Origin of the sequence: Sulfobacillus sp. hq2, from assembly GCF_002903155.1 — a bacterium.
In the GTDB taxonomy this organism is placed as follows: Bacteria; Bacillota; Sulfobacillia; order Sulfobacillales; family Sulfobacillaceae; genus Sulfobacillus; species Sulfobacillus thermotolerans.
Map to the genome: position 1 here is coordinate 185,201 of NZ_NWUL01000047.1, position 25,443 is coordinate 210,643.

The following is a 25,443-nucleotide window of genomic DNA, read 5'->3' on the forward strand; positions in this document are numbered from 1 at the left end:
CGTGGTTGGGAACACGAATACATCCTCAACGCTCTCCCACAATTTATCAAGAGAAGGTGACATATAAATGCACTATTCCTGTCGTGTGTTATCTCCCGGGAGCACCACTGGCCCTATTCATATCGTACAAGCCACCTCAGAAGCGCCTAGCACATCCACCAACGTGCAACAAGCCCGGGAGAGCGCTGCCTTGCAATTAGAGACGCAGGCCCAGCACGTTTCTACCGGGGCGGATATCTTGTTAGCCCAAAAATCCATGTTAGAAGATCCCGAACTCCTTGCCCGCGTCGAAGCGCTCATCAGCAGCGGTGTTAGCGCGTATAGTGCCATCGCTCAGGCTTGCGACGAATTTGCCAACACCTTGCTGCAAGTTGACGACCCGTACCTCGCCCAACGTGCGGCGGATATTCGCGAAGTGGGTCAGTTATGGCAAAATGCGTTGGCCCCTGTTCAAGAAGATGCCTGCCCACAAGGCTCTATTGTGCTCTGTGAGACCCTTTTGGTCCAAAACATTTTGACATGGGCCGAAATCCCGGTCGCTGGGGTGATTTGCACGCAAGGCAGCCCCCTGATGCACGCCGCCCTCATTGCTCAAAATCTTGGGATCCCTGTAGTTGTTATGGACAAAGCCGCCATTCGTGACATGCATGAAGGACAAGTTGTCAGCATCGATGGTGCCAATGGCGTGGTCGATACCGAGGCCCAAGCTCCTGCTTCAAGCCCCACTGAGCAGGGATTGCTAGGTCATACAAACCCCATCACCCTCCCAAGCGGGCGAACGGTTGAGGTGCGCGCCAACATCGCATCCCTCGTCGAAGCCGGCCGAACCACAGCGGTTGGCGCAGACGGGGTAGGGCTTTTTCGCACGGAAATGCTGTTAGAACAAGCCGGCCGTCTCTTATCCATCTCCGAACAAGAAGAGATATACCGTGATGTTCTTCGGAAGAGTTCAGGACCAGTGATATTCCGAACTTTTGACATTGGAGCCGATAAATCGCTGGCCTTTTTAGACATGCCCTCTGAGCCGAATCCTGCCTTGGGCACACGCGGCATGCGGTTATACCGGACCCATCCTACCTTGTTTCAGGACCAATTAACCGCCCTTTACCGGGCCTCCGAAGTCGCTCCCATGTCCATTATGTTTCCGATGGTAACAACCACCGAGGACTGGGATTTTTGTCGCGATCAGGCTAAGCGCGTGGCTTCCACGGTGTCATCATCCCCGGCCAATGACGTTAGCCTCGGCGTCATGATCGAGGTGCCGTCCTTAGGATTTTTAGTTCCCGAACTTGCCTTACATGGCGCCCATTTTGCCTCATTAGGCACGAACGACTTGTCGCAATACTTCTTTGCCACCGATAGGGAATCGGACGCTTCTTATCATAGTGGTCTCGCCCTGCTCCGCTTCATCCACGCCATTGCAGCGAGTGCACGCGACGTTCAGTTGCCATTAGGTGTTTGTGGAGGATTAGCGGCCGATGTCCCGTGGGCCATTTTGTTTGCGGCCATGGGCATTTATTCCTTAAGCGTGCCTCTTCCTTCTGTTCAACCCATAAAGGCCGCTCTATCCCGCCACCAGGAGTACGAGAAGCTGGTTGCACAAGCTATTCAAGGCGCCCATGATTATGCACGGATAATGGACTTGCTAAGACAAGAGGGACCATAAGGACAACGATAACGGGGGTTTCGCGCTTTATTCAAAAGGCCTCCTCTGCAAACAACCATGAGCCCAGGACATGTGGAGAGCTTTTTTGCTGGATTCGAGCAAGCCTTCTTGTCTTTCTTTACCAATTTTAGGTTTGTTGGAATTTCTCCTGTACGCTACAATGCTCATAACGTCATTGGGTGCCCGAACGGGAGAATAGGAAATCCGGTGGAAGTCCGGAGCGGTCCCGCCACTGTAATCGGTGAGACGCATCAACACGTCACTGCCCCTTTTGGGGTGGGAAGACGATGCTACGATGACCCGAAGCCAGGAGACCTGCCCAATTGACAAAGGCTACGAGGGCGTGATGGTAAAATGCCTGACCTATTAAGGTCGGGCATTTTTTTCACCCCATCTTGGCCCAACTCGTTCTAGAACTTACGGTGACTAAGGAGAGAACAACGATGGCAACAACTTTAACTGACCTCGATCAAGTACTGAACAACATTTTGCCTAAGGACCGATTGATTCACCGCGACATGCAAAATCATTTAGATGCCTTAATCAAACCTCCTGGGAGTTTAGGCCGGTTAGAACGCTTGGCGTGTCAGCTCGCGAGCGCCGAGCGCACCCTCAGACCTGCTGTCGATCCAGCGATTACGCTCATTTACGCAGGCGATCACGGCGTCGCATCGCTCGGGGTATCACAATATCCGGCAAGCGTAACAGCCCAGATGCTCAGTGCCTATCAACACCAATTTGCCGCCATTTCCGTTTTGGCGCGTCATGCTGGGAGTGTTGTAAAAGTCATTGACGTCGGCGTGAACGGCGAATGGACCAATGACGATCGTGATAAGATCGTTGTCTCTCAAAAAATTCGGCCCGGAACCCGCAATTTTGTGGACGAGTCCGCCATGACGCCGGACGAATGCCTGATGGCGCTTACTATAGGCATTCAACGCGCAGAAGCCGCCCATGCCCAAGGCTACCGTGCGATTTTATTAGGAGAAGTGGGCATTGGCAATACGACCATTGCCGCCGCCTTAGCGTCGGCGTTATTAAATGAATCGCCCCGCACCATGACGGGACACGGCACGGGCATTGACCAAGACCATTGGGAACACAAAATCCGAACGGTTGAAGCGGCACTGAAACGCCATCATCGACCGGATTTAGAGCCTTTTGACGTCCTTACACGACTCGGAGGGTATGAAGTTGCGGCCATGGTGGGAACCATTTTGGGCGCAGCCCAGCACCATATCGTAACCATTTTGGATGGCTATCTCACCGGTGTTGCGGCCTTGCTCGCGGTGCGTTTAGCCCCCGCCGCGGTCGACTATCTTGTCGCCTCCCACCAATCCGCAGAACCGGGCCATGGCCGGGTACTAAGCGCTTTAGGCCTAAATCCTCTGTTGGAATGGGGCTTGCGCTTAGGGGAGGGCAGCGGCGCCGCATTAGCTTTGCCCCTGCTGCGTCAAGCCTGCGCCATCGCTAGCGAAATGGCCACATTTGAAGAAGCCGGGCTGACTGAAACCCCTGCCCCCCTTGAATCGCCTTGGGCCATCACACGCCATCAGTTTTCCTGGCCTGAGCGTGCAGCCGTCTACCGGGCCATTGAAAGCCGTCGCGATATCCGGCAGTTTCGTTCCGACCCCGTGCCTCCCGAGATTTTAGAGCGCTTGTTGTGGGCGGCCCATCATGCGCCATCTGTCGGCTTTTCACAGCCGTGGGACTTCATTCTAATTACAGATCCCGCCATCAAACAACAATTAAAAAGCTTAGCAGATCGCGAACGACAAGTTCAAAAGCTGTACTTTGATGACGACCGCGCTCAACAGTTCTTACAGCTGAAATTAGAAGGATTACTCGAGGCGCCCATTGTCCTAGTGATTACCGCCAACCTCGAACGCGGAGGACCCGAAGTGCTTGGCCGCCACACGATGGAGGAAACGACTCTCTATTCTGCCGTATGTGCGGTGCAAAATCTTTGGCTTGCCGCCCGCGCGGAAGGTGTCGCCGTGGGCTGGGTAAGTTTATTTGAACCGCGTCACCTGCGCCAAGTTCTGGAAATCCCTCCTGGTATTCAACCCGTTGCCGTCCTGTGTGTCGGCTATACTGATCATTTCCCGCCAGAACCACAACTGAAAACAGTTCGGTGGGCGGATGCCCTCGCCGTCAAAGAGTTAGTGCATTGGCAAACTTGGACCGGAACAACGCCTCCTACGCTATAAGAAGCAACGCACACTAGGCAAGAGCCCTTCCGGGGCCGTGTCTATCCACAGCACGGCCCCTGTCACAAATTTCTTGTAACCGGCACGGGAACAGCCGCGTTGTTCTAGACAACGGCATTATTTTGCCACCAAGGAGGCCTCATAACATGTTCACACGACAATATGGCATCATCAGCGCAGCCATATTTTTGGGCAGTATAGTCCTCGTCGGCTGTGGCACCAAGAGGCATCCCGTGACCGGTTCTCACCATAATCATTCACGAACTGTGAATCCATCCTATTCCACATCCCCGCCGACCACACCGTCATCACGTCCCGTATCCTCATCTCCCTCCTCCACCTCTTCGCCTATCACGCCGAGTTCTCCATCTACGGCGCTGCCATCCGCGCTACCCAGTTGGTCCTCCAGCACGCACGCGGAAAGCGCAATTCTGTATACCCATCAACAACAATCATTTATCATGCAGGCGGCCCAGTCCATCGGCTTGCCCGCGGCGGCTGTCCCTATGCGCGGGTTCGGGTCGCAATACCAGTACACGCAAAGAATCCTTATGAGCGGGGGAGGATCTATGCTCGTAATACAATATAGTAACTTTAGTGTTCAGGAGTTTACCAGGCCAATACTCACAGGTCGCACAGTCTTAAGAACGGTGCCCCTCACGATATTGGGTTCTTCGGTTACCGGAACGTGGAATCAAGCCGCATCCGCGAGTCAGAGCGCACCGCCTTTAACTTTTCATAGGCAAGGCATATACTACCTCATTCAAGGTTCCCGTACCTTATCACAAACACAAGTCTCTACCATTGCGGAATCTTTAACCAAACTCTAACGCCTATTCTCTGGGAATGGCACGGCAAAACGGTCCTCATTTAAGAAGAGCGTTTTGCCCTCTACTTGACGAAGTCACACAAGACTTTAGCTGGCAACGCATTGAAGGTATTGTTAAACAGACGTGTCTATCCCGCTTCTGCGGATGTCTTTAATTCCTGGTCTCTGCTGTGTCACACCTAGGCATCTTGTTGGACAGCTTCAAGCTCTTGTGGTGCGGGAAAGAATTTACTGCGGTGGGCTGTTCAGATTGGGTCCGCTGAACGTTTTGCCAATAGTTTCGGTATAAGGCGATCCCAATTACCGCGAACAAGGCGACTTCAAATAGTGGATTGTCATACCATGGATTGGCTATTTCAGGAATCACAACAAGAACCCCCATACCACCGCCAATCAGGATCATCAGTGTCCCTAAGGCGACTCGCAGACCCGGTCGCCCAGCAAGCCAGCTCTGATTGGCGGCAAATAAACCTGGTGCCATGCGCGGCATCATAATAAGCCCGAGTCCCAAAGCAGCGTGTACGATAGCACCTGCTAACACACTTGCGGCCACTCCAAAAGGCGTCCCGGTCAACCCGGTTTGGATTAAGACCACGCTAGCCAGTGCCGCCCCAACAGTTAAGGCCCGTACCGGCGTTTTCTTCGAGGATAAATGCTTAAGACCTTGCGGCACGAGTCCGTCTTCGGCAAAGGCCAACAACATCCGCGATTGGCCCATCATTCCGGGCAAGATTGTCTTAAACACAATGGCCGCAACGGCGAAACTTAAGAGAATAGCTGCCCACGCGGGTAAAAACAATCCCGTTAGTGCAGAAGCATTCGCCAATGACTTGTGGCCCGTCGCGATAAGGCCCGCGATAACCGACCAAGGCGCCATATGATAGAGCGCCAAGGCAAATGTGACGTACAATATCGCAACCAAGCCCAGCACCACCAGGACACTGCCACTCACCACTTTGCGTGCTTGACGCACCTCGCCGCCCGCATATGTCGTGCTGCGCAAACCTGCATAAGCGAAATACAATATGGGCAAGGCCTCCAAAAATGCTGCCCAATGCGGTGAAGAACCCGCGTGTGCATTTAAAAAGGCGAAGGACAGATGGTCGTGTTCAGCCAGCTTCTGCGCTAAGGTGCTGGGCCCATGAGAAAACCCGACAACAATGACCGTACTAGCCGCCACCGCGATAACCGCCGTCGCCACCTTCACTAATGTTCCGACATGCTTGACGCCTCGGGCATGAATCGCCCACGCTCCCCATATCATTATCAACCCCGCAACGACCGTGCCCATGGGTGTGGCCAGCCATGTCCCCAGACCAGAAGCAATAGGCATCAGGGCAGCGGACAAAAAAGACGGCGCGGTATAAGCCAAAAACCCCATACTGGCGGTTGCGCCAAACCATGAGACGACATGGACAATGAACCCGGCTTGCGGCCCCAGACTACGCGAGACAAAAAGATATTCTCCGCCAGCACCCGCAATAGAGTGAGAAAAGAACCAATAGGTCAAGGCCAAAACGGTGGCGAGTAAAGCGTCCACAATTAAGGCCAACGGAACATGAGGACCAATGCCAGGAACCTCGGCTTGCACCTGGGCGGTCAAATAAAAGATCCCAGCCCCCACCTCACTTGTAATGCCTAATCCAATGACGGCTAACCATCCCAGATCTTTAGCGAGCTGCTGGGGCGGTTGCAATCGACCAACATCTTGTCCCAATGCACGATTTTCTGCCATGGTTGTCCATCCTCTCTATCTGGCATCAATGGTCGACGGTGCATAAAGATTTGTGGTCACCAAACTGTTTTTAATCACGCGTAAGACCTGGTCATTCTGTTCCGGGGTGCCAATCGTAATGCGGGAAAAACCCGGTAAGCCCATTGTCTGACCGGAGCGTATCGCAATATGGGCACTATCCATAGCATGGCTGTGATCCTGCCATGCCACACTAATAAAATTGGTCTGAGTGGGGTAGACCGAAAGGTTCCACGCGGTCATTTCCCGTACCATCAACTCCCGCTCGCGGCGGATGATGGCTCCATATTCCCGGTATGCCGCCTCTGCCGCCGAAGACAGTGCCGCTTCTGCGCCTTTTAAGGCTAAGCGGTTGGGCATAGCCCGACTCATGCGGCGCTGCACCGCCTGCGCCACGGCCGCATTCGCAGCCAAGAGATACCCTAAGCGCATACCCGCCATCCCATAGTACTTAGAAAAGGTACGGGAAATTAAGAGGTTGTCATAGCGTGCTAATAGCGTTTCAGCCCCAGGCTGTCCTTTGGCATAGGCATCGGTCATTTCCCAATAGGCTTCGTCCAACAATACCGCCACCTCTGAGGGGACCTCGTCCAAAAACGCTGCAATTTCGGATAAAGGGAGGTATCCTCCTGTGGGATTATTGGGATTGCAAAGGATGATAAGGGATGTTCGCCCATTAACAGCTTGTAAGGTCCCGAATAAGTCTAGGCACCCATCACTGCGAAGAGGAACGTGGCGAACCACGGCTGACTGTGTTCGTGCGATGGCTTCATATAAAGGAAACGAGGGCTCAGGAATAATCATCTCGTTAGGCACTTGGGTCAATCCTCGAATCAGATGTTCAATAATATCACCCGACCCAGATCCCAAGACAATCTGATCCGGAGCAAGGCCCAACCGTTCAGCCAACACGCGTTTTAAAGACGAACCACTCGGGTCAGGATAATATTGGCCTCGCCATGTCAGTTCCTCCACGACGGCGGCCCGCACCACGTCAGGCAATAAAAAAGGCGATTCATTAGCGTGAAGACGAATAAACTCTCCTGTTAAACGCAAGGCCCCACGATCTAAAGATCCTTCCGGCATCACATTCCACCGCATCAGCTTTTGCTCCCTTCTGTAGTCGCTATACCGCCGACTTTCTCCCTCTCTTTTTGTGGATTTTTCTGTTATATTACCGAATTGTCTTCTATTTTTCTTGTAATCTATTACACAATTTACTCAGATATCTAACATTATTATGCTTTCTATGTTAGATATTTGCAGAAAGCGCTCGCGTCTTTAGAGAAATGGAAATCCTCGATCTATCATTCGCATGCTTTGCTCTTGTTTAGGCATTGATTGCCGCACTATTCTCAACATATCGGAAGAAAATATGATAAATTTATTGTGTTAAATGCACAGGAATTCACCCGGGCCCTTCCTCTATGCTCTTCATTACTCCTTGCTCGGAACCATGCAAGGATAGGTACCTTTATAATTTTTTGACTCCGTAAAAATAAACGCGGCAGTATACGCCCGTCCGTATGATGTGGACAAGAACAGCATCTGAGTATCAAACTTTGCGACCAGAGCGGAGGCGCATTCCTATGACAATGAGAAAGATCTCGAAAACCTTCGGAGTCATCACCACCAGCGCGTTGTTGTCGGCAGGACTTGCGGCGTGCGGCACCAACGCGACCTCGCCACCTGCGGCTGTGAGTAAGGCCGGGCATATCACGAAAGGCGGCACCATTGTCGACGCGTTGGGCCCTCTCATTTCAATCAATTGGTACAATCCACTGCGTCCCAACGCTGACAACAGCCTCTACGATGCTTGGGCGGCATCACTGATGTACAAAGGACTCTTCCATATCGCATCCAATGGCACCATTGACTATGCGCGTAGCATCGCTAGCAGCATTCATTGGAACAAGACGGGCACCGTTTATACCATAACCATGAATAAGAAGTGGCATTGGTCCGACGGGACTCCCGTGACGGCGCAAGACGTCTTGTTTACGTGGCACTTAATTAAAGCCGCGTCTTCTCCGAATGCGCCGGCCCCATGGCCATATTCTGGAGCAGGGTCTGGCGGCATCCCCACGCTCATTCGCAGTGTCACGATTTTAAATTCCCATGCGTTTCAAGTCACGCTCACACAGCCCGTCAACCAAATTTGGTTTGAATATAACGGACTTGCGGATTTGTTACCCTTACCAGCGCAATCGCGGAACCAATATCCTAACAACGTCAACCAAGAATTGACGTACTTAGCCAATAACGCTGATAATGTCTCTTTTTTTCATGTCGTCGATGGCCCCTTTCGCATTGTCAATGCCGTGCAAAACAATTCCTGGACCTTTGTGCCCAATATTCACTATGATGGTCACAAACCGTATATCAACAAATTGATTTTGGCGTATGAGACGTCGGAAACGTCTGAAGTCAACGGACTAAAAACGGGAACCATCCAAGTCGGCTACTTGCCGTTATCCATGTATTCCATTCGTCAGCAATTGCCCCAAGACAAACTCTATACAGCCTATACGTATTCCATTGCGCGCAATCCGTTAAATTTCCGCAGCCCCCAAGTCGGGAGCATTTTGCGCCAACTGCCGGTGCGCCAAGCGTTGCAAATGGGCATTGACCAACCCGCAATTATCAACACGCTCTATCATGGCATGGGCGTGTTGGGAACTGGTCCTGTCCCCCTTCATCCCCCGACATTCCTGGCCCCCCAACTCACGCAGCCCATTTACCCCTTCAACATTAATGCCGGCAAAGCCTTGCTAGAGAAAAATGGATGGCATTTAGTCAACGGCGTGATGACCAATCAGCAAGGTCAAAAGCTCGTTTTCAACATGCAATTTGCTGCAGGGAGCAACACTACACTAGACATGGCTCAGCTGATGCAGCAAGATTGGGCCAAAGAAGGGATTAAAGTCTCTCTGACACCCGTCGAGTTTGTACAAATGCTGCAATATCACGCCCAACCCAGTAAATGGGAAATACAAACCGGGCTCAACTGGAGTTATGGCGGCAGTTATCCTACCGGTGGCGGGATGTATGAATCAGGTGGCGGATACAATTTCTACGGCTATAGCAATTCAGAAATGAATAAGCTCATCGCCGCCACACACCAGCCCCAACCGTCCCCACAAGCGGCTCAGCAAGCTCTTGATGCCTATCAAGTGTTTGCGGCCAAGCAATTGCCTAATTTGTGGATGCCCATGCCGGAAGATCTAGGAGAAGTCGCGCAGAATGTTCATGGCGTCAAGGAATCCGCGAATAATTTTACCAACGCCATCTCGCCCCAATATTGGTGGATATCCCCTTCCTAAGCATGGGATCAGCTTTGACACAACACGGTTCTCATCAAGAGACAGCACGTTTAGAGGTGTGCTGTCTCTTTTTTCGATCTCTAAAAATCCCAAAGAATCCTCGGATGCCCCTAAAGAAAGCAATGCCCATAGCCAATGTCCGTATCCGGCGGTACCGCGGTAATCAATCCCGTTATACCCCACCCAATCCCTTCTCGCCGACCACCCACTGCCCTCGCACCATGACCCGCGCCACAGGATTGTGACCCGCGCGGTATGGAATCATCGCCAGTTCATCGGTATCCAAGATTAGTACATCAGCTTGTTTCCCGACTTCCAGTGAGCCGATTTGTTGATCCAATCCCAAGACATAAGCGGCGTTAATCGTCACCGCAGACAGCGCTTCTTCGGGTGTGAGATCAAAGAGATGAACCGCTAGCGACATCGTCAACGGGATGCTCGAGATGGGCGCAGTCCCGGGATTGAAATCGGTGGCAATCGCCACCGCTCCGCCAGCGTCAATTATTTCGCGCGCTGGCGGGCGCACCGTTTGCTTCATACTATATGTTGCCGCTGGCAACAGTACCGCCACCGTACCGGATGAGGCTAATCGCTCCAAATCCTCAGCAGCCAAGTAGTCAAGATGATCGAGACCACGCACCGCTAGGTCGAGTCCCATCTTGGTTCCTCCCATGCGGCTCAATTGGTCCGCATGCAGTCTGGTTAGCAGCTGACGCTGCGCGGCCTCTACGAGCAATGGCTGCGCTTCACTAGCAGTAAAAGCGCCCTCTTCGACAAAGGCATCGACAGCGTCCAGTAGCCCCTCATCGTAAGCCGCCGGCCAAAGCTCGTGCATCACTTGATCAATCCATAAGGATCGTGACGTCTCGGGCGGCGGCGCATGCAGAAAAAGTCCGGTGGAAACAATCCGTTGCTTGACTTGCTTGCGCAGCGTCTGAATGAGGCGCAGCTGCCGCAACTCGTCGCGCACGCTCAGGCCATAGCCACTTTTCATTTCCATGGTGGTCGTTCCTGTCGTCAGCATCTCACCAGCCAGCGCCCGAACAAAGCTAGTGACCTGGTCATCTGACGTTTGCCGCAATTGTCGACTTGAGCGAACAATCCCGCCCCGCGCATGGGCAATCTCTTCATAGCGCTTGCCGGCAAGCCGCAGGCGGTATTCATCGGCCCGCCATGCAGCAAAAGGGAGATGGGTATGGCAATCTACAAATCCTGGAATGACCGCACGTCCCTTAGCATCCCACACGGCATGCACTCCGGGATATTGCGCCACAATGTCCTTGGTAGGTCCCACCGCCTGGATGATATCGTCCTCTATCATTAAAGCACCATCTCGGATCGGCGGTTCTGCCGGAAGTGCTTGGCCTCGCCGGGGTGCTCTAGAGGTCTTCACCGGAAAAATCGTGCCATGAATAATGAGCTGACGCATGACATCGCTCGCTTTCCGTTGTGTTTAGCATTCGCCTCGCGCTAGGGGATTCTACGCGCGAGTATCCGAGGGGATGTTGGATGCCGGACCCACAAAAGGCGCTCGCATGCGCGCACTGTGCGCCAGCATGGTTTTTTCCGCTAAAGAATAGCCTGCATCGGCATGACGAATGACGCCGATGCCCGGATCATTGAAAAAGACCCGCGACAAGCGTCCCGCACTGTCATCACTCCCATCCGCCACCACCACGGCGCCCGCGTGCAAGGAATAGCCGATGCCGGTGCCTCCGCCATGATGGAAGGACACCCAGTGCGCGCCCGCTGCCGTATTAAGCAAGGCATTGAGAATCGGCCAGTCCGCAATCGCATCCGAACCGTCTGCCATTTTTTCGGTTTCCCGGTATGGCGAGGCCACCGAACCCGTGTCATGGTGATCACGTCCGAAGACGACGGGTGCCGACAATTTACCCTGAGCCACCCACTCGTTGACCCGCACCGCAAATGCGTCACGTTCGCCCAGACCCATATAGGCAATCCGGGCCGGGAGACCCTGGAACTGAATATATTGCTGAGCCAACGTAAACCACCGCCGCAAAAGGGGATTATCCCCAAACATATCGAGGGCGAGTTGATCGAGTTGGTATAATTCTTCCGGTCTGCCGGACAATACGGCCCACCGGAATGGACCTTTGCCTTCACAGAATAAATCGCGCAAATAGGCCGGCACGTATCCTAAAATTTCAAAGGCGTCGGTTACGCCCTGATCAAACGCTTCACGCCGAATGTTATTGCCATAATCAAAAGTTTGGGCCCCTGCACGCTGCAGCACCAACATATTTTCGACGTGGTGGGCAATAGACTGCCGGGCTTTCTGCAGGTATTGGCTCGGGTCTTCAGCACGCAGAATCGTGGCTTCCTCCACAGTCAATTCATCGGGAATATACCCGACCAACGGATCATGGGCCGCAGTTTGATCCGACAAGACATCCGGCGTAATCCGTTCCGCCACAAGGTATTGCAATAATTCATTGGCGTGGCAATGCACCCCAATAGAGAGTGCGCGTCCTTCCGCCTTGGCCTGTAACGCGATGTTCACGGCTTCGGGGATACTCTCCAACCCAACATCCAAATACCCTGAATCCAAACGCTTTTGAATGCGGCGTGCATCCACTTCGGCCAATAACGCCACCCCATCAAGCATTTTCACAGACAGAGGCTGAGCGCCCCCCATGCCCCCTAACCCCGCCGAAACATAGAGGCGTCCGCGCAGTGTACCGTCAAAATGCTTGGTCGCTAAAGCCGCTAGGGTTTCAAACGTTCCTTGAATCACACCTTGACTCCCGATGTAAATCCACGATCCTGCGGTCATTTGACCGAACATGGTTAAACCCATTTGTTCCAGCCGGTCAAATTCCTCCAGGGTCGCCCACTTCCCCACAAGATTAGCATTGGCAATCAGCACACGCGGCGCTCCCGGCTGCGTCTTAAAGACGCCGACCGGCTTTCCCGATTGGATGAGGAGCGTTTCATCATTGTCCATGGTCAGCAAGCTTTCCACAATCTTGTCATAAGCGGGCCATGACCGGGCCGCCCGCCCGCGTCCGCCGTACACAATGCGCTGTGCCGGATTTTCCCCAACTCGCGCATCCAAGTTGTTCATGAGCATCCGCAATGCACCTTCTTGACCCCATCCTTTACAGTGAAGTTCGGGGCCAGTGGGGGCTTGAATTTCGCTGTGACGCGTAAAATCCTGCATTGACAAAGACCTCCTTTGATATGTGTCCAAACCCTTTTATTGCCCGCTCCAGCGCGTGCTCACATTTTGGACCTGCTGAAACAACTCGTTGGCATCTACTGTGACAAGCTCGCCGTCTGTAACCACCGCCCGTCCGCCCACCACGACATGCCGAATAGCTTCTGGACTCATGGCATACACAATATTGGCTAACAGCGTTTGGGGCGACCACGGTAACAACGAGACATGCGTTAAGTCCACCGCCACGAAATCAGCCAAACGGCCTACCGCGATGTCTCCGGCGTTCACCTGAAGCATCTGCGCCCCAGCTGTGGTACCCATCGCCCATACGGAGGACGCGTCCAACGCGGTGGCATCCAAGGTGTGGACTTTTTGTAGCAAAGCGGCCATCCGCATTTCTTCAAAAATGCTCGCACGGTTATTGCTACATCCCCCATCCGTACCTAGGCCCGCTGTCACCCCGGCCGTTCGTAGCGCTCCAACCGGCGTCACTCCGTCTGCTAAAAACATATTGCTAGATGGGCAATAGGCAAGGTGAGCCTTGGCTTCGCCCAATAGGGCAATATCGTCAGCATTGGCCCATGTTAAGTGAATCGCAATCATGCGGTCGTCCAGCGCGCCCATTTGCTGCAAATGCGCGACCGGCGTAAGGCGCGTGCGCGCTTGACACTCTTCGACCTCGAAAGGCTCTTCGGCGACATGAATATGCCAAGGCGTATCCATCTCACGCGCCAGGGCTACCCCGGCCTGAATCATCTCGTCCGATGCCCCGTGCACACTGTGCGGCGCTGGATGAATCGACACCATCGGATGCCCTTGATATTTGACCGCCAGCGCCCGCGTGCGGCGTGTAGCTTCTTCTGGCGTCTCCCGGTAAGCGGCAGGTGCTCCCTCCCAGTCATAAAACGTCCGGGCTAAGACCAGCCGAATACCCACGTCAACTGCAGCCTGAATCACGGCCTCATCATTTTCAAGGCCGTGGGAATGGACGTAAAAAAAGTCTGCGACGGTCGTAATCCCATGCCGCAGCATTTCGCTAAAGGCCAGCTTAGCGCCCCAGTAAATCGCTTGCGCGTCTAAGTGCGGCGTGACCCGGTACAGCGCTTGATCACGCCAGACTAAGAAGGGTTCATCCACGGCTAAACCGCGCAATAAATGTTGAAAGGAATGCGTATGCGTATTCACGGTGCCCGGCACCATAGCCAAGTGCGGCCAATGATAAGACACCGCATCCGGATATTGGGTTAAAATTTTTTCTTTGGGGCCAACCGCGACAATGCGGCCATCTTGGGGACTGACCACGACGCCAAAGGCCTGCGCAAAGGCCCCTTGATGCCATACCCACTCCGGATAATAAGCCACGAAAGCGTCTATCACCGGATTCCCTCCTTAGCCAGCGTTTCATCCCACTGCACGAGAAAGTCGGTGAGCACCTGCTGGGCCGTGAGAATATCATCATCCTCACACGCTTCATCGGGACAGTGGCTTTTCCCATTGTTGCGGATAAAGAGCATCCCCGTTGGCACACGGCGGGCCATATGCGCCGCGTCATGGCCCGCCCAGCTCGCCATAACCGGGGCCGCCATCCCACGGTGGGCAATGGTTTCAGCCAATAAGGTTTGCATGCTTTGATCCATGGGACTAGGCGGCTGGTTCAATATCACATGACGATTCGCCGTAATCTGGTGGCTACGGGTCCATGCTTCCACCGCCTCCCAATACCCTTGAGCGACCTGTTGCAAAAGGTCCATGTCGGGCGATCGCCATTCCACGATAAATTCGACCCGAGAGGGCACAATATTCACCGCGTTTGGATAAACGTCCACAAATCCCACGGTGCCCGTGACTCGGCCCGTATAGCGGGCCAACCACTGCTGAAAAATCATCATAACCTGCGCAAACGCTTGCACGCTGTCGTGTCTGAGCGCCCAAGGTGTCGTCCCGGCATGATTTTGCTCGCCCACTAACGTCACGGCGTGCCGAATAATCCCCGTAATCGTGGAGACTACGCCCAGAACTTCCCCGCTGTCTTGCAGGCGTGGCCCTTGTTCGATATGCGGTTCTACAAAGCCCCGGACATCGTCCAGTGACAAATCGTGAGCATCAGGACTGGCCCCTGCGGCCTCAAGGGCCTTCATGACAGGCCGACGCTCATCATCCGTGACCGAGACAATATCTTCCCACGACAAAACCCCGGTTAAAAGGCGGCTCCCCAAGGTAGACAACCGAAATGCATTGGGTTCTTCGCCGGTAAACACTAAAACGGCCAACGTATGTTCGGGGGCATATCCGGACTCCTTTAAGCTCTGAATCGCTTCAAGCGCCATCAGTACCCCAAGCGCACCGTCATAGGCACCCCCGTGAGGCACGGTATCCAAATGCGATCCCACGGCCAACACCCCAGAGCGCTTGCCGGGGTAACGCGCCCATATATTGCCCGCCGCATCAACGTGCAGGCTTAGCCCCGCCTGCTGAGCTTCTGACACAAACCACTGGCGGGCATCAATCTCCGCTGCACTACCAAACGGGCGGGTAATACCGCCTTGAGGATCTTGGCCAATCACGCGCAATTGCTCTATACGCGATAACAAGCGTTGTGAAGAAATCGCGGACATCCATCCATCTCCTTGTGCTCAGTGATGCGGGCGCGTCCAGTACACCCCTAAACGCTGATCGCGCTCTTCAAGCTGCTCCAAGCGCTCACGCACCGCAGGAACCCTTTGTGCCACTTGGCGCGTTAGGTAATTGACTAAAAACATTGGCGCGACATACGAGTCAAAGAGAGACGCATTGGAAACCGGTACGACGAGCGCTGGATCGGCCCAGGCCATGGCTGGCGACATCCAACGGTCGGTCAACACAGCCACTGGCACCCCACTGTGCAGCGCCTGTTGCAACCAGTCTAGCAATGTCTGGGGATAGCGCGGGAACACCCATCCCACAATAACCGTGCCTGGTTGCGGGGTGAAATTATCCCATAGGACCGAACCCGGCGTCGCCACTTCAATGCCGTTTCTCACTTTGGCTAAACAGTAGGCGGCATAAGGAATAAGAGTGCTAGAAATACGTGCACCCGCCAGCACGACCCGTTCGGCTCGCGCCACGAGATCGACCAACCTTGCCATCGATTCACTCTCAAGAATTTCAGGCAAATTCTCGAGATTAGTAATCTCCTGCACCAACAGGGGATCGGCATCTTCAGGAAGGCTAGGACGCAGGTAAATTGTGCGCTCTGGTGCTTTCCACTCCTCTCGCACCACATTTTGCAGCGCGTGCACAAAATCACCATACCCTGCAAACCCCATCGCGGTGCAAAAGCGGGTAATGGATGCCTGGCTGACGCCCGTCTGTTTAGCCAATTCGGCAGAACTCATAAAGGACACATCTCGTAGGTGATCATCGAGATATTCCGCAATTTGCTGGTTGGCAGGCGAATCATCCGCAATGCGCCGGATACGCTCAGCAAAAGACTCAATGGTGCTCGCGATCTCCATATAACGTTTAACTCCATTCATATTGTTTGGACTTCATGAAACTAATCAATCATCCACATTATAGCACCTTCCAAGACGACGTCGATAACAGACGCCATTAATCCTAAATGTTTTTTGTTATTTATTCTAAATTCCAGATAATTAACTTGCATTTCCGACTTCTATTGATAATATGATGTATGGATTCATTTATGTATCGCCTCATTAAAGTAACATCTCTTTCATTCCGAACACCAGTATCCACAAAGGACGTGACAACGAGATGAAAGTGGAAACCCATTCGATTGATTATATTCCACCGACAGAGCGACACGGAAAAGTCAGCAACCTCTTCTTTATTTGGTTCACCGCAAACATGCAGATTACCACCATCGTTACCGGCGCACTGGGTATTGTTTTAGGATTAAATCTAACGAGTGCAATTCTAGCCATTCTCATAGGCAATGCAGCCGGTGCCGTCTTTATGGCGTACCATTCTGCGCAAGGCCCGAAATTGGGCATTCCTCAAATGATCCAAAGCCGCGCCCAATTTGGATTGTATGGGGCCATCTTGCCACTGCTCTTGGTTATTGTGATGTACCTGGGCTACTTCGCAACGAGCGCGGTCTTAGGGGGGCAGGCGCTGGCCGCATGGCTTGGGATGCCCATAGATCTAGCGATTATTCTCGTCAGTCTCATCAATATTGTTCTCGCCATTGTTGGCTACGACCTGATTCATCAGTATGAAAAATGGGCCGGATACCTCTTTGCAATAGTTTTCGTCCTCTTGACCATTCGGTTATGGACAATCTATCCCGTTCACGCCCCAACCGCCGGACACTTCACATGGAGCACATTTCTGCTAGCCATTTCCATCTCGACGACGTGGCAGATTACCTATGCACCATATGTGGCTGATTATTCACGGTACTTGCCGCAAGACACGTCTATCCGACAATGTTTTGGCTATACCTATTGGGGATCGGTGATTGGCACCGTCTGGATGATGTCTATCGGAGCCGTCATGATGAGTTTTGCGGCAAAAGCCTTTAACGCCAATACGGTGGCCTTCGTTGCAGACAGAGTCGGAGGATCGCTCTCTGCTATCGTTTTTCCCGTCATTGTCCTGGGGATCATTGGGGTGAATGTGCTGAACCTCTATGGCGCTTTTATGTCTACCACGACAACTCTCCACGCCATTAAACCATGGCGCTTTGGTGCACTATCTCGCATTAGCATCATCCTCGCAGCCGGCATCGTCGGAACAGCCCTTGCCATTTGGGGACAGGGAAATTTCCTCAACAACTACAGTAACTTTTTGCTTTTAATTCTCTATGTACTCATTCCCTGGACCGCCATTAACCTGACCGACTTCTATTGGGTCCGCCACGGGCAGTATGATATTCCCTCCATCTTGCACGCGGGTGGCCAATATCCCAAATTTAATAGGCGTTCCTTATTCACGTTCGTCCTTACGACGGTCATCGAAATTCCCTTTATCAACACAACCCTCTACGAAGGCCCCATCGCCAAGGCAATGGGAGGCGCTGACATTTCATGGATTGTGGGACTCATTGTCGCCAGCACCCTATATTTTGTGTTGATGAAACGCGAACGGATTGCCATCCCATCTGCAATGAGCAAACCCTTGTAACATTGTGCGAGGCACTGAAAAGTCTTGAGGGCGTCCTTAATATTAGAGATAATTGGGAGTAAAAAGGAGTCCTTATGAATCCGCTTCTCATAGACTTTCCCAACGCTTTTGAAACGGAACGCCTCCTCATTCGAAGTCCATTATCCGGGGACGGTCTCATGGTCAATGAGGCCATCGTCGAATCCTATGAGGAGCTCAGGCAGTGGATGCCGTGGGCCCACACGCTACCGTCGGTATCCGACTCAGAAAGCAATGTCCGCCAGGCCTCTGCTGAATTTTTACTCCGCAAGAACTTACGCCTGCATCTTTTTCTCAAATCGTCAGGCCAGTTTGTTGGCAGCAGCGGTCTGCATAATCTCAATTGGGAGGCCGGATGTTTCGAGATCGGTTATTGGCTTCGCACCTCCGCAGTGGGCCAAGGGCTGATGACTGAAGCTGTTCAAGGCATTGTAGACTGGGCGGCTCACCATTTAGATGCTAAGCGGCTTGAAATTCGTTGTGATCCCCGCAACCACCGTAGTCAACACGTGGCCGAACAGGCTGGATTTCATCGCGAAGCTGTGCTTCATCAAAATACGCGGGATCCCCAAGGTCTTTTGCGAGACACACTCATCTATGTCATGTTGCGGTTACCCAACGGTACCTGGGGCTATCCTTATTAATCACATTAATCACGTGTTGCCTTAACCAATACAGGTATTTCTGCTCTGGCTGGGCTATCACCGCACCAAAGAGCGAGCAAAAATGTCCTTGCCGACACCCTCGCCCTTGAGGTTGTCAGAAGATCATTCTGGGTCATTCGCTAGAAGCCTAAGCGCGCAGTGGGCGTGATAGCCGACTTAGTTTTCGCCTATCACGCCCACTCTCCTAGATTCTTTAAGGCTTAGAACACGCAAGAGGCCCGAATGAGAGTAAGCCGTTATTGGTTATGGATTGCAAAAGGAACAACTCGCCGCAGGCGCTACCTGCAGACCGTCACTTCGCGGGTATTGTTCACGGTAGGTGCACACCGCGCAGCCAAACACCTCTTCACTAATGAGCTGGGTAGGAAGCCCACATTGCTCGCAGGGCAGACCTTTGACCACGTCGACCACGCCAAATCCCGGTGCGTGACAGGAAGGACAACGCGATGCGAGCCGTCTGCCTAACTGGGCCGCTAACGCATTTAGGACGCGCTGCCGCATGGGATTCACATGCGCTCGCATATCCGTCTCCACATGAGCCATCCCATCTGCCGATGCTGCGCTGCATAAGGCGACAGCATTGCGAAGGCTAGGCACATCAGAGATCCCCTTGAACAATAAATCCGGTTGAAATCCCGAGTGTGGCCGCACAATCAACGCATGCGAAGGAAATTGCACCTGGGTTAAAAATTCTTGCAGGTCATCCACAGATTTCGCCGCCTGATGGCCATAATTGGTTTCGACACTCAGCGTTTGCTCAACAATTTCTATGCCTCGCTCTTGATCAATAAACGCGAGCAATTCATGATCCGACGGCACAAAAAGCAGCTGCGGATGAGGCCCAAAACTCCCCTCACTCGCCAAACCTAACGACAAGCCTGTCAATTCCATCCCCCACCGGGCTTTGCGTAACGCAACGTCCCGCGGTGTGCCATGTCGTTCAATTTCTCCACTAAACGTCCCCAACAAGTCCGTATCGATGTTTTCAGGAACATAGAGATCTAATCCGACAGCTTGCTGTAAGGGCGGTCCCAATACGATTTCCTTTTGATGCTTGGTCGCTAACACCGCCTTCTGACCCTGATAAGGGTGCGGTTCATATGGGTCACTCATTAACGCCCACGCTCCTCGCTTCTTAAGCCCTGTTGAACCAACCCGAAGCATTCTGATATCCTTCGTGCGACTCATATGTCGCGACTATTATAGCGTACAAAAGGCCATAGGTGCTTCCTCTTCGGTTTTCCATGTGCGCTTAGACATTATTTCATGACACCAATCCTTGGCCTACCACGGGGAAATCGCTACGAAGAAGACTAGTCTTAGCGCCGTGCATCTAGACTCACCGCTATTCCTTCGAGTTCCAGTAAATGCGCTTTCACCTCTAACCCTCCTCGGTAGCCAGTGAGCGTTCGATTCTTGCCGATAACGCGGTGGCAAGGCACGACAATGGGGATCGGGTTGGCGCCGTTGGCGGCACCAACAGCCCTAACCGCTTGCGGGCTTCCAATACGGGCAGCGATATCGGAATAACTTTGCACCGTGCCAAAGGGAATATCCCGCAACGCGTTCCAAACACGGCGTTGAAACGTTGTGCCACGCATATCCACAGCACAGGTAAAGTGCTGACGCTGGCCGTTAAAATACTCCTGTAGTTGAGTCGTATATGGTGCAAGTGCTATGACATTGTGCTCGAGTACAGCCCCAGGAATATGCGCATCAATCCACTGTTCTAACGTAGCAAACGTGTCGTGAGGGAGCGTAATAGCACACAATCCGGACTCAGTCGCTGCTAAATACAACGACCAATCCCCTTGATCTAGCCGGCTCCAATAGACAGCTTCTTGAACAAGGTGCTTAGCCACAGCTTTCAAATCCCTTCTCCGAAATAAACTTCCCAAAAGGGGGGCAAACGCTGCCTCTATGCTCACGTCGCCATCGACTCAATGACTAGCCCACGTACCAACAGGTTTCCATGATGGGCTATGACCTTCCAAACTATTTTACGACATAAGCGTTCCATATCCATTAGAAAAGTTGGCCTATGATATCCTAAACTTACCAGTCGGACTCACAAAGAGGAGCGTGATCTTATTGAACTTTAGCGGGTTTCCCTTGTTACCGTTTGCTGGATTCGGTTCGTTGGGTGTCTTCTTGGTCGCCGTGGTCGTCTTTGGCATTCCTGCTCTTCTGATGTGGCTCTGGAATCTCACCTTGCCAGACCTCTTTGGGTGGCCTCGTCTTCGCTATTGGCAAGCGTTTCGCTTGGAGCTGATTTGTGGCTTGCTCTTCGGAGCCTTTCATATCATGTAAACTTGGCATAGTCCCCTCACACTACGCATGAAACGGAGCATTTCCTGTGAACGAATCTCTAGCCAATCCTATTTCTCATCCGAAACGCTCTGTCCAAGCGGTTGCCATCGCAGTGGCGCTTGCTTTGTCCCTTGCGGCGGGAGTCATATCCCTATGGCGTCTAGAAAGCTGGCACGCCACGGGCATGGACATGGCATGGTATAGCCAAGCCTTGTGGCTCATCAGTCAAGGACACTGGCGCGCATACGACACGGTGGTGGGATATCCCGCGTTAGCCGATGCCGGCAGCTACATTCTCTATCCCTTAGGAGTGCTCTATGGCTTAATCGGTCAGCCAGGCATTCTTCTCATTCAAGTCCTTGCCCTGAGTACAGGATTTTTGGGGATTTTTTATTACGCTCAGAAGTATCAACTCACCGCCTTAGATCTCATAGGCTGGCTACTCCTTTATGCCTTCTATCCTGCTGTGATAGGTCCTGCCTTTTTCGATTGGCATCCCGACGTGATGATGATTCCAGGATTCTTTCTGGCCATTTGGGCTTTTGAGAATAGGCGCCTTAGACTATTCGTGATAGGGCTCCTCATCGCCTCAGCGACCAAAGACGTCGGTGCCGCGGTGACCGCTGTTTTTGGCGTTGGTCTTCTGCTTCACAAGGCGACGCGTTACGGCATTATCGCTATCTTGATTGGATTAGGAACTGTGCTGCTCGATTTTTTCGTGGTCTTGCCCTGGATCTATCCCCATGGCGTCGCGGTTTGGGCTGTCACCTATGGGTGGCTTGGAGTAGACCCCACGGCAGCCATCGTTCATCTTTTGTCACATCCCGGGCTTATTTTCGATGCTTGGACCCGTCCCAACGTGGTTGCTGCCGTTGTCGTGCTTCTTCTGGCATTCGGCTTTGTTCTACCGCTGTTGAGCGCATTCTCCTCACCTTATGGACTTCCCATTTTATCCGTTTTCGCCTTCAATGCGCTGTCTGGATTTGACCCACAAATCTATCCTTTTCACCAATATTGGATTCCCGCCGTCCCCTTCTTGTTTGCCTCCGCCCTCACATTCTGGCCAAAGATTCGTTTACAAACCAAATGGCTATGGCCGTGGGCCATGGCTGGTTTATTGCTCTTCACCTTTACCCAAGCTTCCGGTCAATTGCTCACCTATCATCAACCCTACCAAAGAGTCTTGCGAAATATGTCGCACCGCATCCCGCCGAACGCTCCCGTAATCGGGATGAACAAAGATATCGCGTTATTGGCCAATCGGTCCCACATTCGTTTAATTGATGGGAGCGATATTGCAAGCAGTAGGCCTGGCACCTACGCCTTCCTAGATATGAACGATATGTCGAATGAACTTGTGTCTGCGGCGGCACTCCACCATTGGTTCCATATATTGCGGGCGAATTCCCATTGGAAAGTCATCGCGCACCAACACAACATTTGGTTATTTGAGAAGAGATGACAAGCCAAAGATCAGAAGTCGACTACACAAGCGATTTGCCTTGTGTCTGCGTACCATGGAAGGAACAATATCTGAACCCCCCCCCCATTCCAGACGCCAGATCGCAACCACCCCGCAAACACACCCGCGACCTCATCTGAACAAGCGTTATGATAACCACGACATACGCGACCTATTTCCACCATATTATGACAAAAAATGTATAAATTTCCCCTATTTTCCTTGAGTTGTGGTACTATTTGTAGTAGACATCAAATGCAAATGAATGGTATATCTTGTAAGCTGAATATCAAAGGTGAGATCCATTGTGACGCACAACCTGATTGATCTAACTATCTTATACCTCATCATCATCGCAACGCTTGATTTTTTTGTACATGGAGAACAACTCGTAGATAAGGCCGTCATGTTGGGTTTAACAAACGGCGTGCGAGGCGGCCTTGACGTATTATCCTCACTTCATTGTCCATGCCTTCTTGGCTGCAGACCTGCCCTAAAGGGTCTATGTAGTTTAAATCATATAACTCCGAATCAAACCGGCGGTCATCTGGGTTTCATTCCTCTTGGAAGCCGTCACACAAAAGGCATCCCACCAACGTCACGCTATTCTTCAACGCCTTGGAGATTACAAGAATTTGCGCGTTTCACGCCCTGTTCTCCTGTTCCGCCGTGTTAAGGGGCACGTCCCCACATGGCATAGCATGTAGCGGCCATACACCCAAGATTTCGCCACACTATGACAGTCGCTAGACATAAGTAGAGCCATTGGACCGTGTTGATGTCTTGCGCCTCGCATCTTGGGTTAAGGTGAATCAATTTCAGTGTCAGAGGAGACCTAAAACATGAGAGTGGCCATTATTGGAGCCGGACCTGCCGGGTTAAGTGCGGCATATGAGCTCTCGCGACATGGACAGACCGTAAAAATTTTCGAACAAGACCCGCGTTTTGTGGGTGGGATCTCACGTACGGTCGAGTATAAAGGCTATCGTTTTGACATCGGAGGCCACCGATTTTTTTCCAAAAGCCCAGAAGTCGAAGCCTTTTGGGCGAAAATTCTAGGCGTCGACCTTCTCGTAAGACCACGTAAATCACGCATATACTACCAAAACAAATTTTACGATTACCCTCTTAAGCCCCTAAATGCCTTTTCCAACATGGGCCTACTCAATACCTTCTTATGTCTTATGGATTATGCTAAGGCCCAAGCCGCACCGCATCGAGAATTAAAGACATTTGAAGACTGGGTCGTACGCCATTTTGGTCGTCGACTCTTCACCATATTTTTTAAAACGTATACAGAAAAAGTGTGGGGCATTGCGTGTAATGAGATCAGCGCCGATTGGGCTGCGCAGCGGATAAAAGGCTTAAACTTGATGAGCGCGATAACCCACGCGCTATTCCCCAAACGAGAAACGAAGCAAGACATGGTGAAGACGCTTATTGAGGAATTTTACTATCCCCGTTTAGGCCCTGGCATGCTCTGGGAAAAAGTTGGACAAATGGTGGTAGAAGAGGGCGCGGAATTGCTCATGGGTCAGAAAATCATCAGCCTATCTCACCAAAACGGCCGAATTGTGGCCTTGGAGGCCACAGATGCACATGGTCATATCACCCAGCATTGTGTTGACCACGTAATCTCCTCCATGCCCATACGCTCTCTGGTTCAGGCTTTGCGTCCCGCCGTGAGTTCCGCTACATGGGAGGCTGCTAGCGCCCTGCACTACCGCGATTTCATTACAGTCGCGCTCATTATCAACACCTCCAATTTGTTTCCCGATAACTGGATTTACATCCACGATCCCTCAGTCTTAGTCGGACGCATACAAAACTTCGGCAACTGGAGTCCGGCCATGGTCCCCGATCCGTCCACAACATGTCTTGGGATGGAATACTTTTGTTTTGAAGGCGACGGGTTGTGGAATCAGAGCGATGACGCGCTGCTAGCGCTTGCCGAGTCTGAGCTGCGCCGCATGAAGCTCATCAAACAGGAGCACCTTATTATGGATGGACACGTCGTACGCGTGCCGAAAGCCTATCCGGTTTACGATGAAGGATATCAAGAGCGGATTGCCACCATCCGACACGAATTAGCGCACATCGCTCACAACTTGCAGCTCGTGGGCCGCAATGGCATGCACCGTTATAATAATCAAGATCATGCGATGATGACAGGGTTTTTAGCCGCTCGCAATCTATTAGGTGGAGATTACAATTTATGGGCCGTCAACACCGATGCCGAATATCTCGAACACACTCAACAAGAACGGTGGGTACCTCAAAAGGTCGTCAAAGCGTAAAACAGCTTTTCATTGCCCCCGGTCTTTGTCTGGCTGCTCTATTGCGCGTCTCCCTAATCCGCCAAGCCATAAAATATGCGCTCTCAGGCGGTATCGCCGCCCTGGGGGCATGGACAACGAGCTTTGTTCTTTACAACCTTAGCCATTGGTCCTACCTGGCTTGTCAAAGTATGGGCTTTCTCGTAGGCCTTGCTGTCAACTATCCTTTAAGCCACCGTTGGACGTTTCGCAGCCCATCCGCTATGCTCTCGCGTCAATTACCATTGTTCATTGGCGTCGCGCTCATGGGGCTAGCTCTGAACGAAGGCGCTGTGTGGGTCGCGGTCGCCTCCGCACATATCGCAGTCCCCATTGCGATGGCAATGGGATTATTCACCGCCTTTCTCTGGAATTTTACCGCAAATCGCTGGATCACCTTCGCACAGTGACGACGCACCACTGAAGACGGCCCCGGGGGGTGCTTCCTTGGGCTTTTGTTAAGGCCGCGCTCACCCTTTCACGGTGCACCACCCTCCACCTTTATCCAAGACACCCAAAACCGCTGTCTTTCCCATCAATTGTATCGTCCAATTCAAAGATTCAGCAGAAGTTCAGGGCAT

Annotated in this window: 19 protein-coding genes and 1 riboswitch; of the genes, 10 read left to right on the forward strand and 9 right to left on the reverse strand. The window is 52.4% G+C overall.

Annotated features, from left to right (window positions below):
* The first annotated feature begins 67 nt into the window (after nt 1-67).
* From CO251_RS14385 to CO251_RS17265, 3 genes are all read left to right on the forward strand, one after another.
* On the forward strand, nt 68-1,666 hold the full coding sequence (locus tag CO251_RS14385) for a putative PEP-binding protein (RefSeq protein WP_103376505.1): 1,599 nt from the start codon (nt 68-70) through the stop codon (nt 1,664-1,666).
* A 160-nt stretch (nt 1,667-1,826) separates the two neighbouring features.
* Nucleotides 1,827-2,004, forward strand: a riboswitch (cobalamin riboswitch).
* A gap of 105 nt (nt 2,005-2,109) precedes the next feature.
* Nucleotides 2,110-3,876 carry a nicotinate-nucleotide--dimethylbenzimidazole phosphoribosyltransferase gene (cobT, locus tag CO251_RS14390; RefSeq protein ID WP_103376506.1) on the forward strand — a complete coding sequence of 589 codons (1,767 nt, stop codon included), beginning with the start codon at nt 2,110-2,112 and terminating at the stop codon, nt 3,874-3,876.
* Between the two features lie 146 nt (nt 3,877-4,022).
* Nucleotides 4,023-4,706 (forward strand): hypothetical protein, encoded by a 684-nt coding sequence (locus tag CO251_RS17265; RefSeq protein WP_146039099.1) that lies wholly within the window; start codon nt 4,023-4,025, stop codon nt 4,704-4,706.
* A gap of 150 nt (nt 4,707-4,856) precedes the next feature.
* Here CO251_RS17265 and CO251_RS14395 read toward each other — a convergent pair whose 3' ends face one another.
* Both CO251_RS14395 and CO251_RS14400 read right to left on the reverse strand, forming a co-directional pair.
* Complete coding sequence (locus CO251_RS14395) at nt 4,857-6,440, reverse strand: APC family permease (RefSeq protein ID WP_103376507.1); 1,584 nt, start codon at nt 6,438-6,440, stop codon at nt 4,857-4,859.
* A gap of 15 nt (nt 6,441-6,455) precedes the next feature.
* The gene (locus tag CO251_RS14400) at nt 6,456-7,559 is read right to left on the reverse strand and encodes a histidinol-phosphate transaminase (protein WP_103376508.1); all 1,104 of its coding nucleotides are present in this window, start codon (nt 7,557-7,559) and stop codon (nt 6,456-6,458) included.
* 488 nt (nt 7,560-8,047) lie between these two features.
* Between CO251_RS14400 and CO251_RS14405 the strand changes: the two genes are divergently transcribed.
* On the forward strand, nt 8,048-9,781 hold the full coding sequence (locus tag CO251_RS14405) for a peptide ABC transporter substrate-binding protein (protein ID WP_158246367.1): 1,734 nt from the start codon (nt 8,048-8,050) through the stop codon (nt 9,779-9,781).
* Between the two features lie 172 nt (nt 9,782-9,953).
* Here CO251_RS14405 and hutI read toward each other — a convergent pair whose 3' ends face one another.
* The 5 genes from hutI to CO251_RS14430 are packed head-to-tail and all read right to left on the reverse strand — an operon-like array spanning nt 9,954 to nt 16,459.
* Entirely contained in the window at nt 9,954-11,210 is a 1,257-nt protein-coding gene (hutI, locus tag CO251_RS14410) for an imidazolonepropionase (protein WP_103376510.1), read from the reverse strand.
* A gap of 51 nt (nt 11,211-11,261) precedes the next feature.
* The gene (hutU, locus tag CO251_RS14415) at nt 11,262-12,965 is read right to left on the reverse strand and encodes a urocanate hydratase (RefSeq protein ID WP_103376511.1); all 1,704 of its coding nucleotides are present in this window, start codon (nt 12,963-12,965) and stop codon (nt 11,262-11,264) included.
* A 36-nt stretch (nt 12,966-13,001) separates the two neighbouring features.
* Nucleotides 13,002-14,342: an amidohydrolase family protein gene (locus CO251_RS14420; RefSeq protein ID WP_242968628.1), complete on the reverse strand. Its 1,341-nt coding sequence runs from the start codon at nt 14,340-14,342 to the stop codon at nt 13,002-13,004.
* Nucleotides 14,339-15,580 carry a Zn-dependent hydrolase gene (locus CO251_RS14425; RefSeq protein WP_103376512.1) on the reverse strand — a complete coding sequence of 414 codons (1,242 nt, stop codon included), beginning with the start codon at nt 15,578-15,580 and terminating at the stop codon, nt 14,339-14,341. Before CO251_RS14425 ends, CO251_RS14420 begins: the two co-directional genes overlap by 4 nt.
* Nucleotides 15,581-15,598: 18 nt before the next feature.
* Nucleotides 15,599-16,459 (reverse strand): MurR/RpiR family transcriptional regulator, encoded by an 861-nt coding sequence (locus CO251_RS14430; RefSeq protein WP_173677116.1) that lies wholly within the window; start codon nt 16,457-16,459, stop codon nt 15,599-15,601.
* A gap of 262 nt (nt 16,460-16,721) precedes the next feature.
* Here CO251_RS14430 and CO251_RS14435 point away from each other — a divergent pair, with 262 nt between their 5' ends.
* Both CO251_RS14435 and CO251_RS14440 read left to right on the forward strand, forming a co-directional pair.
* On the forward strand, nt 16,722-18,092 hold the full coding sequence (locus CO251_RS14435) for a cytosine permease (protein WP_103376513.1): 1,371 nt from the start codon (nt 16,722-16,724) through the stop codon (nt 18,090-18,092).
* Nucleotides 18,093-18,166: 74 nt separating this feature from the next.
* On the forward strand, nt 18,167-18,754 hold the full coding sequence (locus CO251_RS14440; protein ID WP_103376514.1) for a GNAT family N-acetyltransferase: 588 nt from the start codon (nt 18,167-18,169) through the stop codon (nt 18,752-18,754).
* 264 nt (nt 18,755-19,018) lie between these two features.
* Here the strand turns inward: CO251_RS14440 and CO251_RS14445 are convergent, their stop codons facing one another.
* Nucleotides 19,019-19,888: a DUF6671 family protein gene (locus tag CO251_RS14445; protein ID WP_103376515.1), complete on the reverse strand. Its 870-nt coding sequence runs from the start codon at nt 19,886-19,888 to the stop codon at nt 19,019-19,021.
* 206 nt (nt 19,889-20,094) lie between these two features.
* The gene (locus tag CO251_RS14450) at nt 20,095-20,637 is read right to left on the reverse strand and encodes a methylated-DNA--[protein]-cysteine S-methyltransferase (protein WP_103376516.1); all 543 of its coding nucleotides are present in this window, start codon (nt 20,635-20,637) and stop codon (nt 20,095-20,097) included.
* Nucleotides 20,638-20,866: 229 nt separating this feature from the next.
* On the opposite strand from CO251_RS14450, the gene CO251_RS14455 reads away from it, so the two are divergent.
* The 4 genes from CO251_RS14455 to CO251_RS14470 all read left to right on the forward strand — a co-directional run bounded on the left by CO251_RS14455 (nt 20,867) and on the right by CO251_RS14470 (nt 25,272).
* Complete coding sequence (locus CO251_RS14455; protein WP_146039100.1) at nt 20,867-21,085, forward strand: hypothetical protein; 219 nt, start codon at nt 20,867-20,869, stop codon at nt 21,083-21,085.
* Between the two features lie 46 nt (nt 21,086-21,131).
* On the forward strand, nt 21,132-22,547 hold the full coding sequence (locus tag CO251_RS14460) for a DUF2079 domain-containing protein (RefSeq protein ID WP_103376518.1): 1,416 nt from the start codon (nt 21,132-21,134) through the stop codon (nt 22,545-22,547).
* Between the two features lie 842 nt (nt 22,548-23,389).
* Entirely contained in the window at nt 23,390-24,844 is a 1,455-nt protein-coding gene (locus CO251_RS14465) for an NAD(P)/FAD-dependent oxidoreductase (RefSeq protein ID WP_103376519.1), read from the forward strand.
* A gap of 41 nt (nt 24,845-24,885) precedes the next feature.
* Entirely contained in the window at nt 24,886-25,272 is a 387-nt protein-coding gene (locus CO251_RS14470; RefSeq protein WP_158246368.1) for a GtrA family protein, read from the forward strand.
* Nucleotides 25,273-25,443 lie beyond the last annotated feature (171 nt).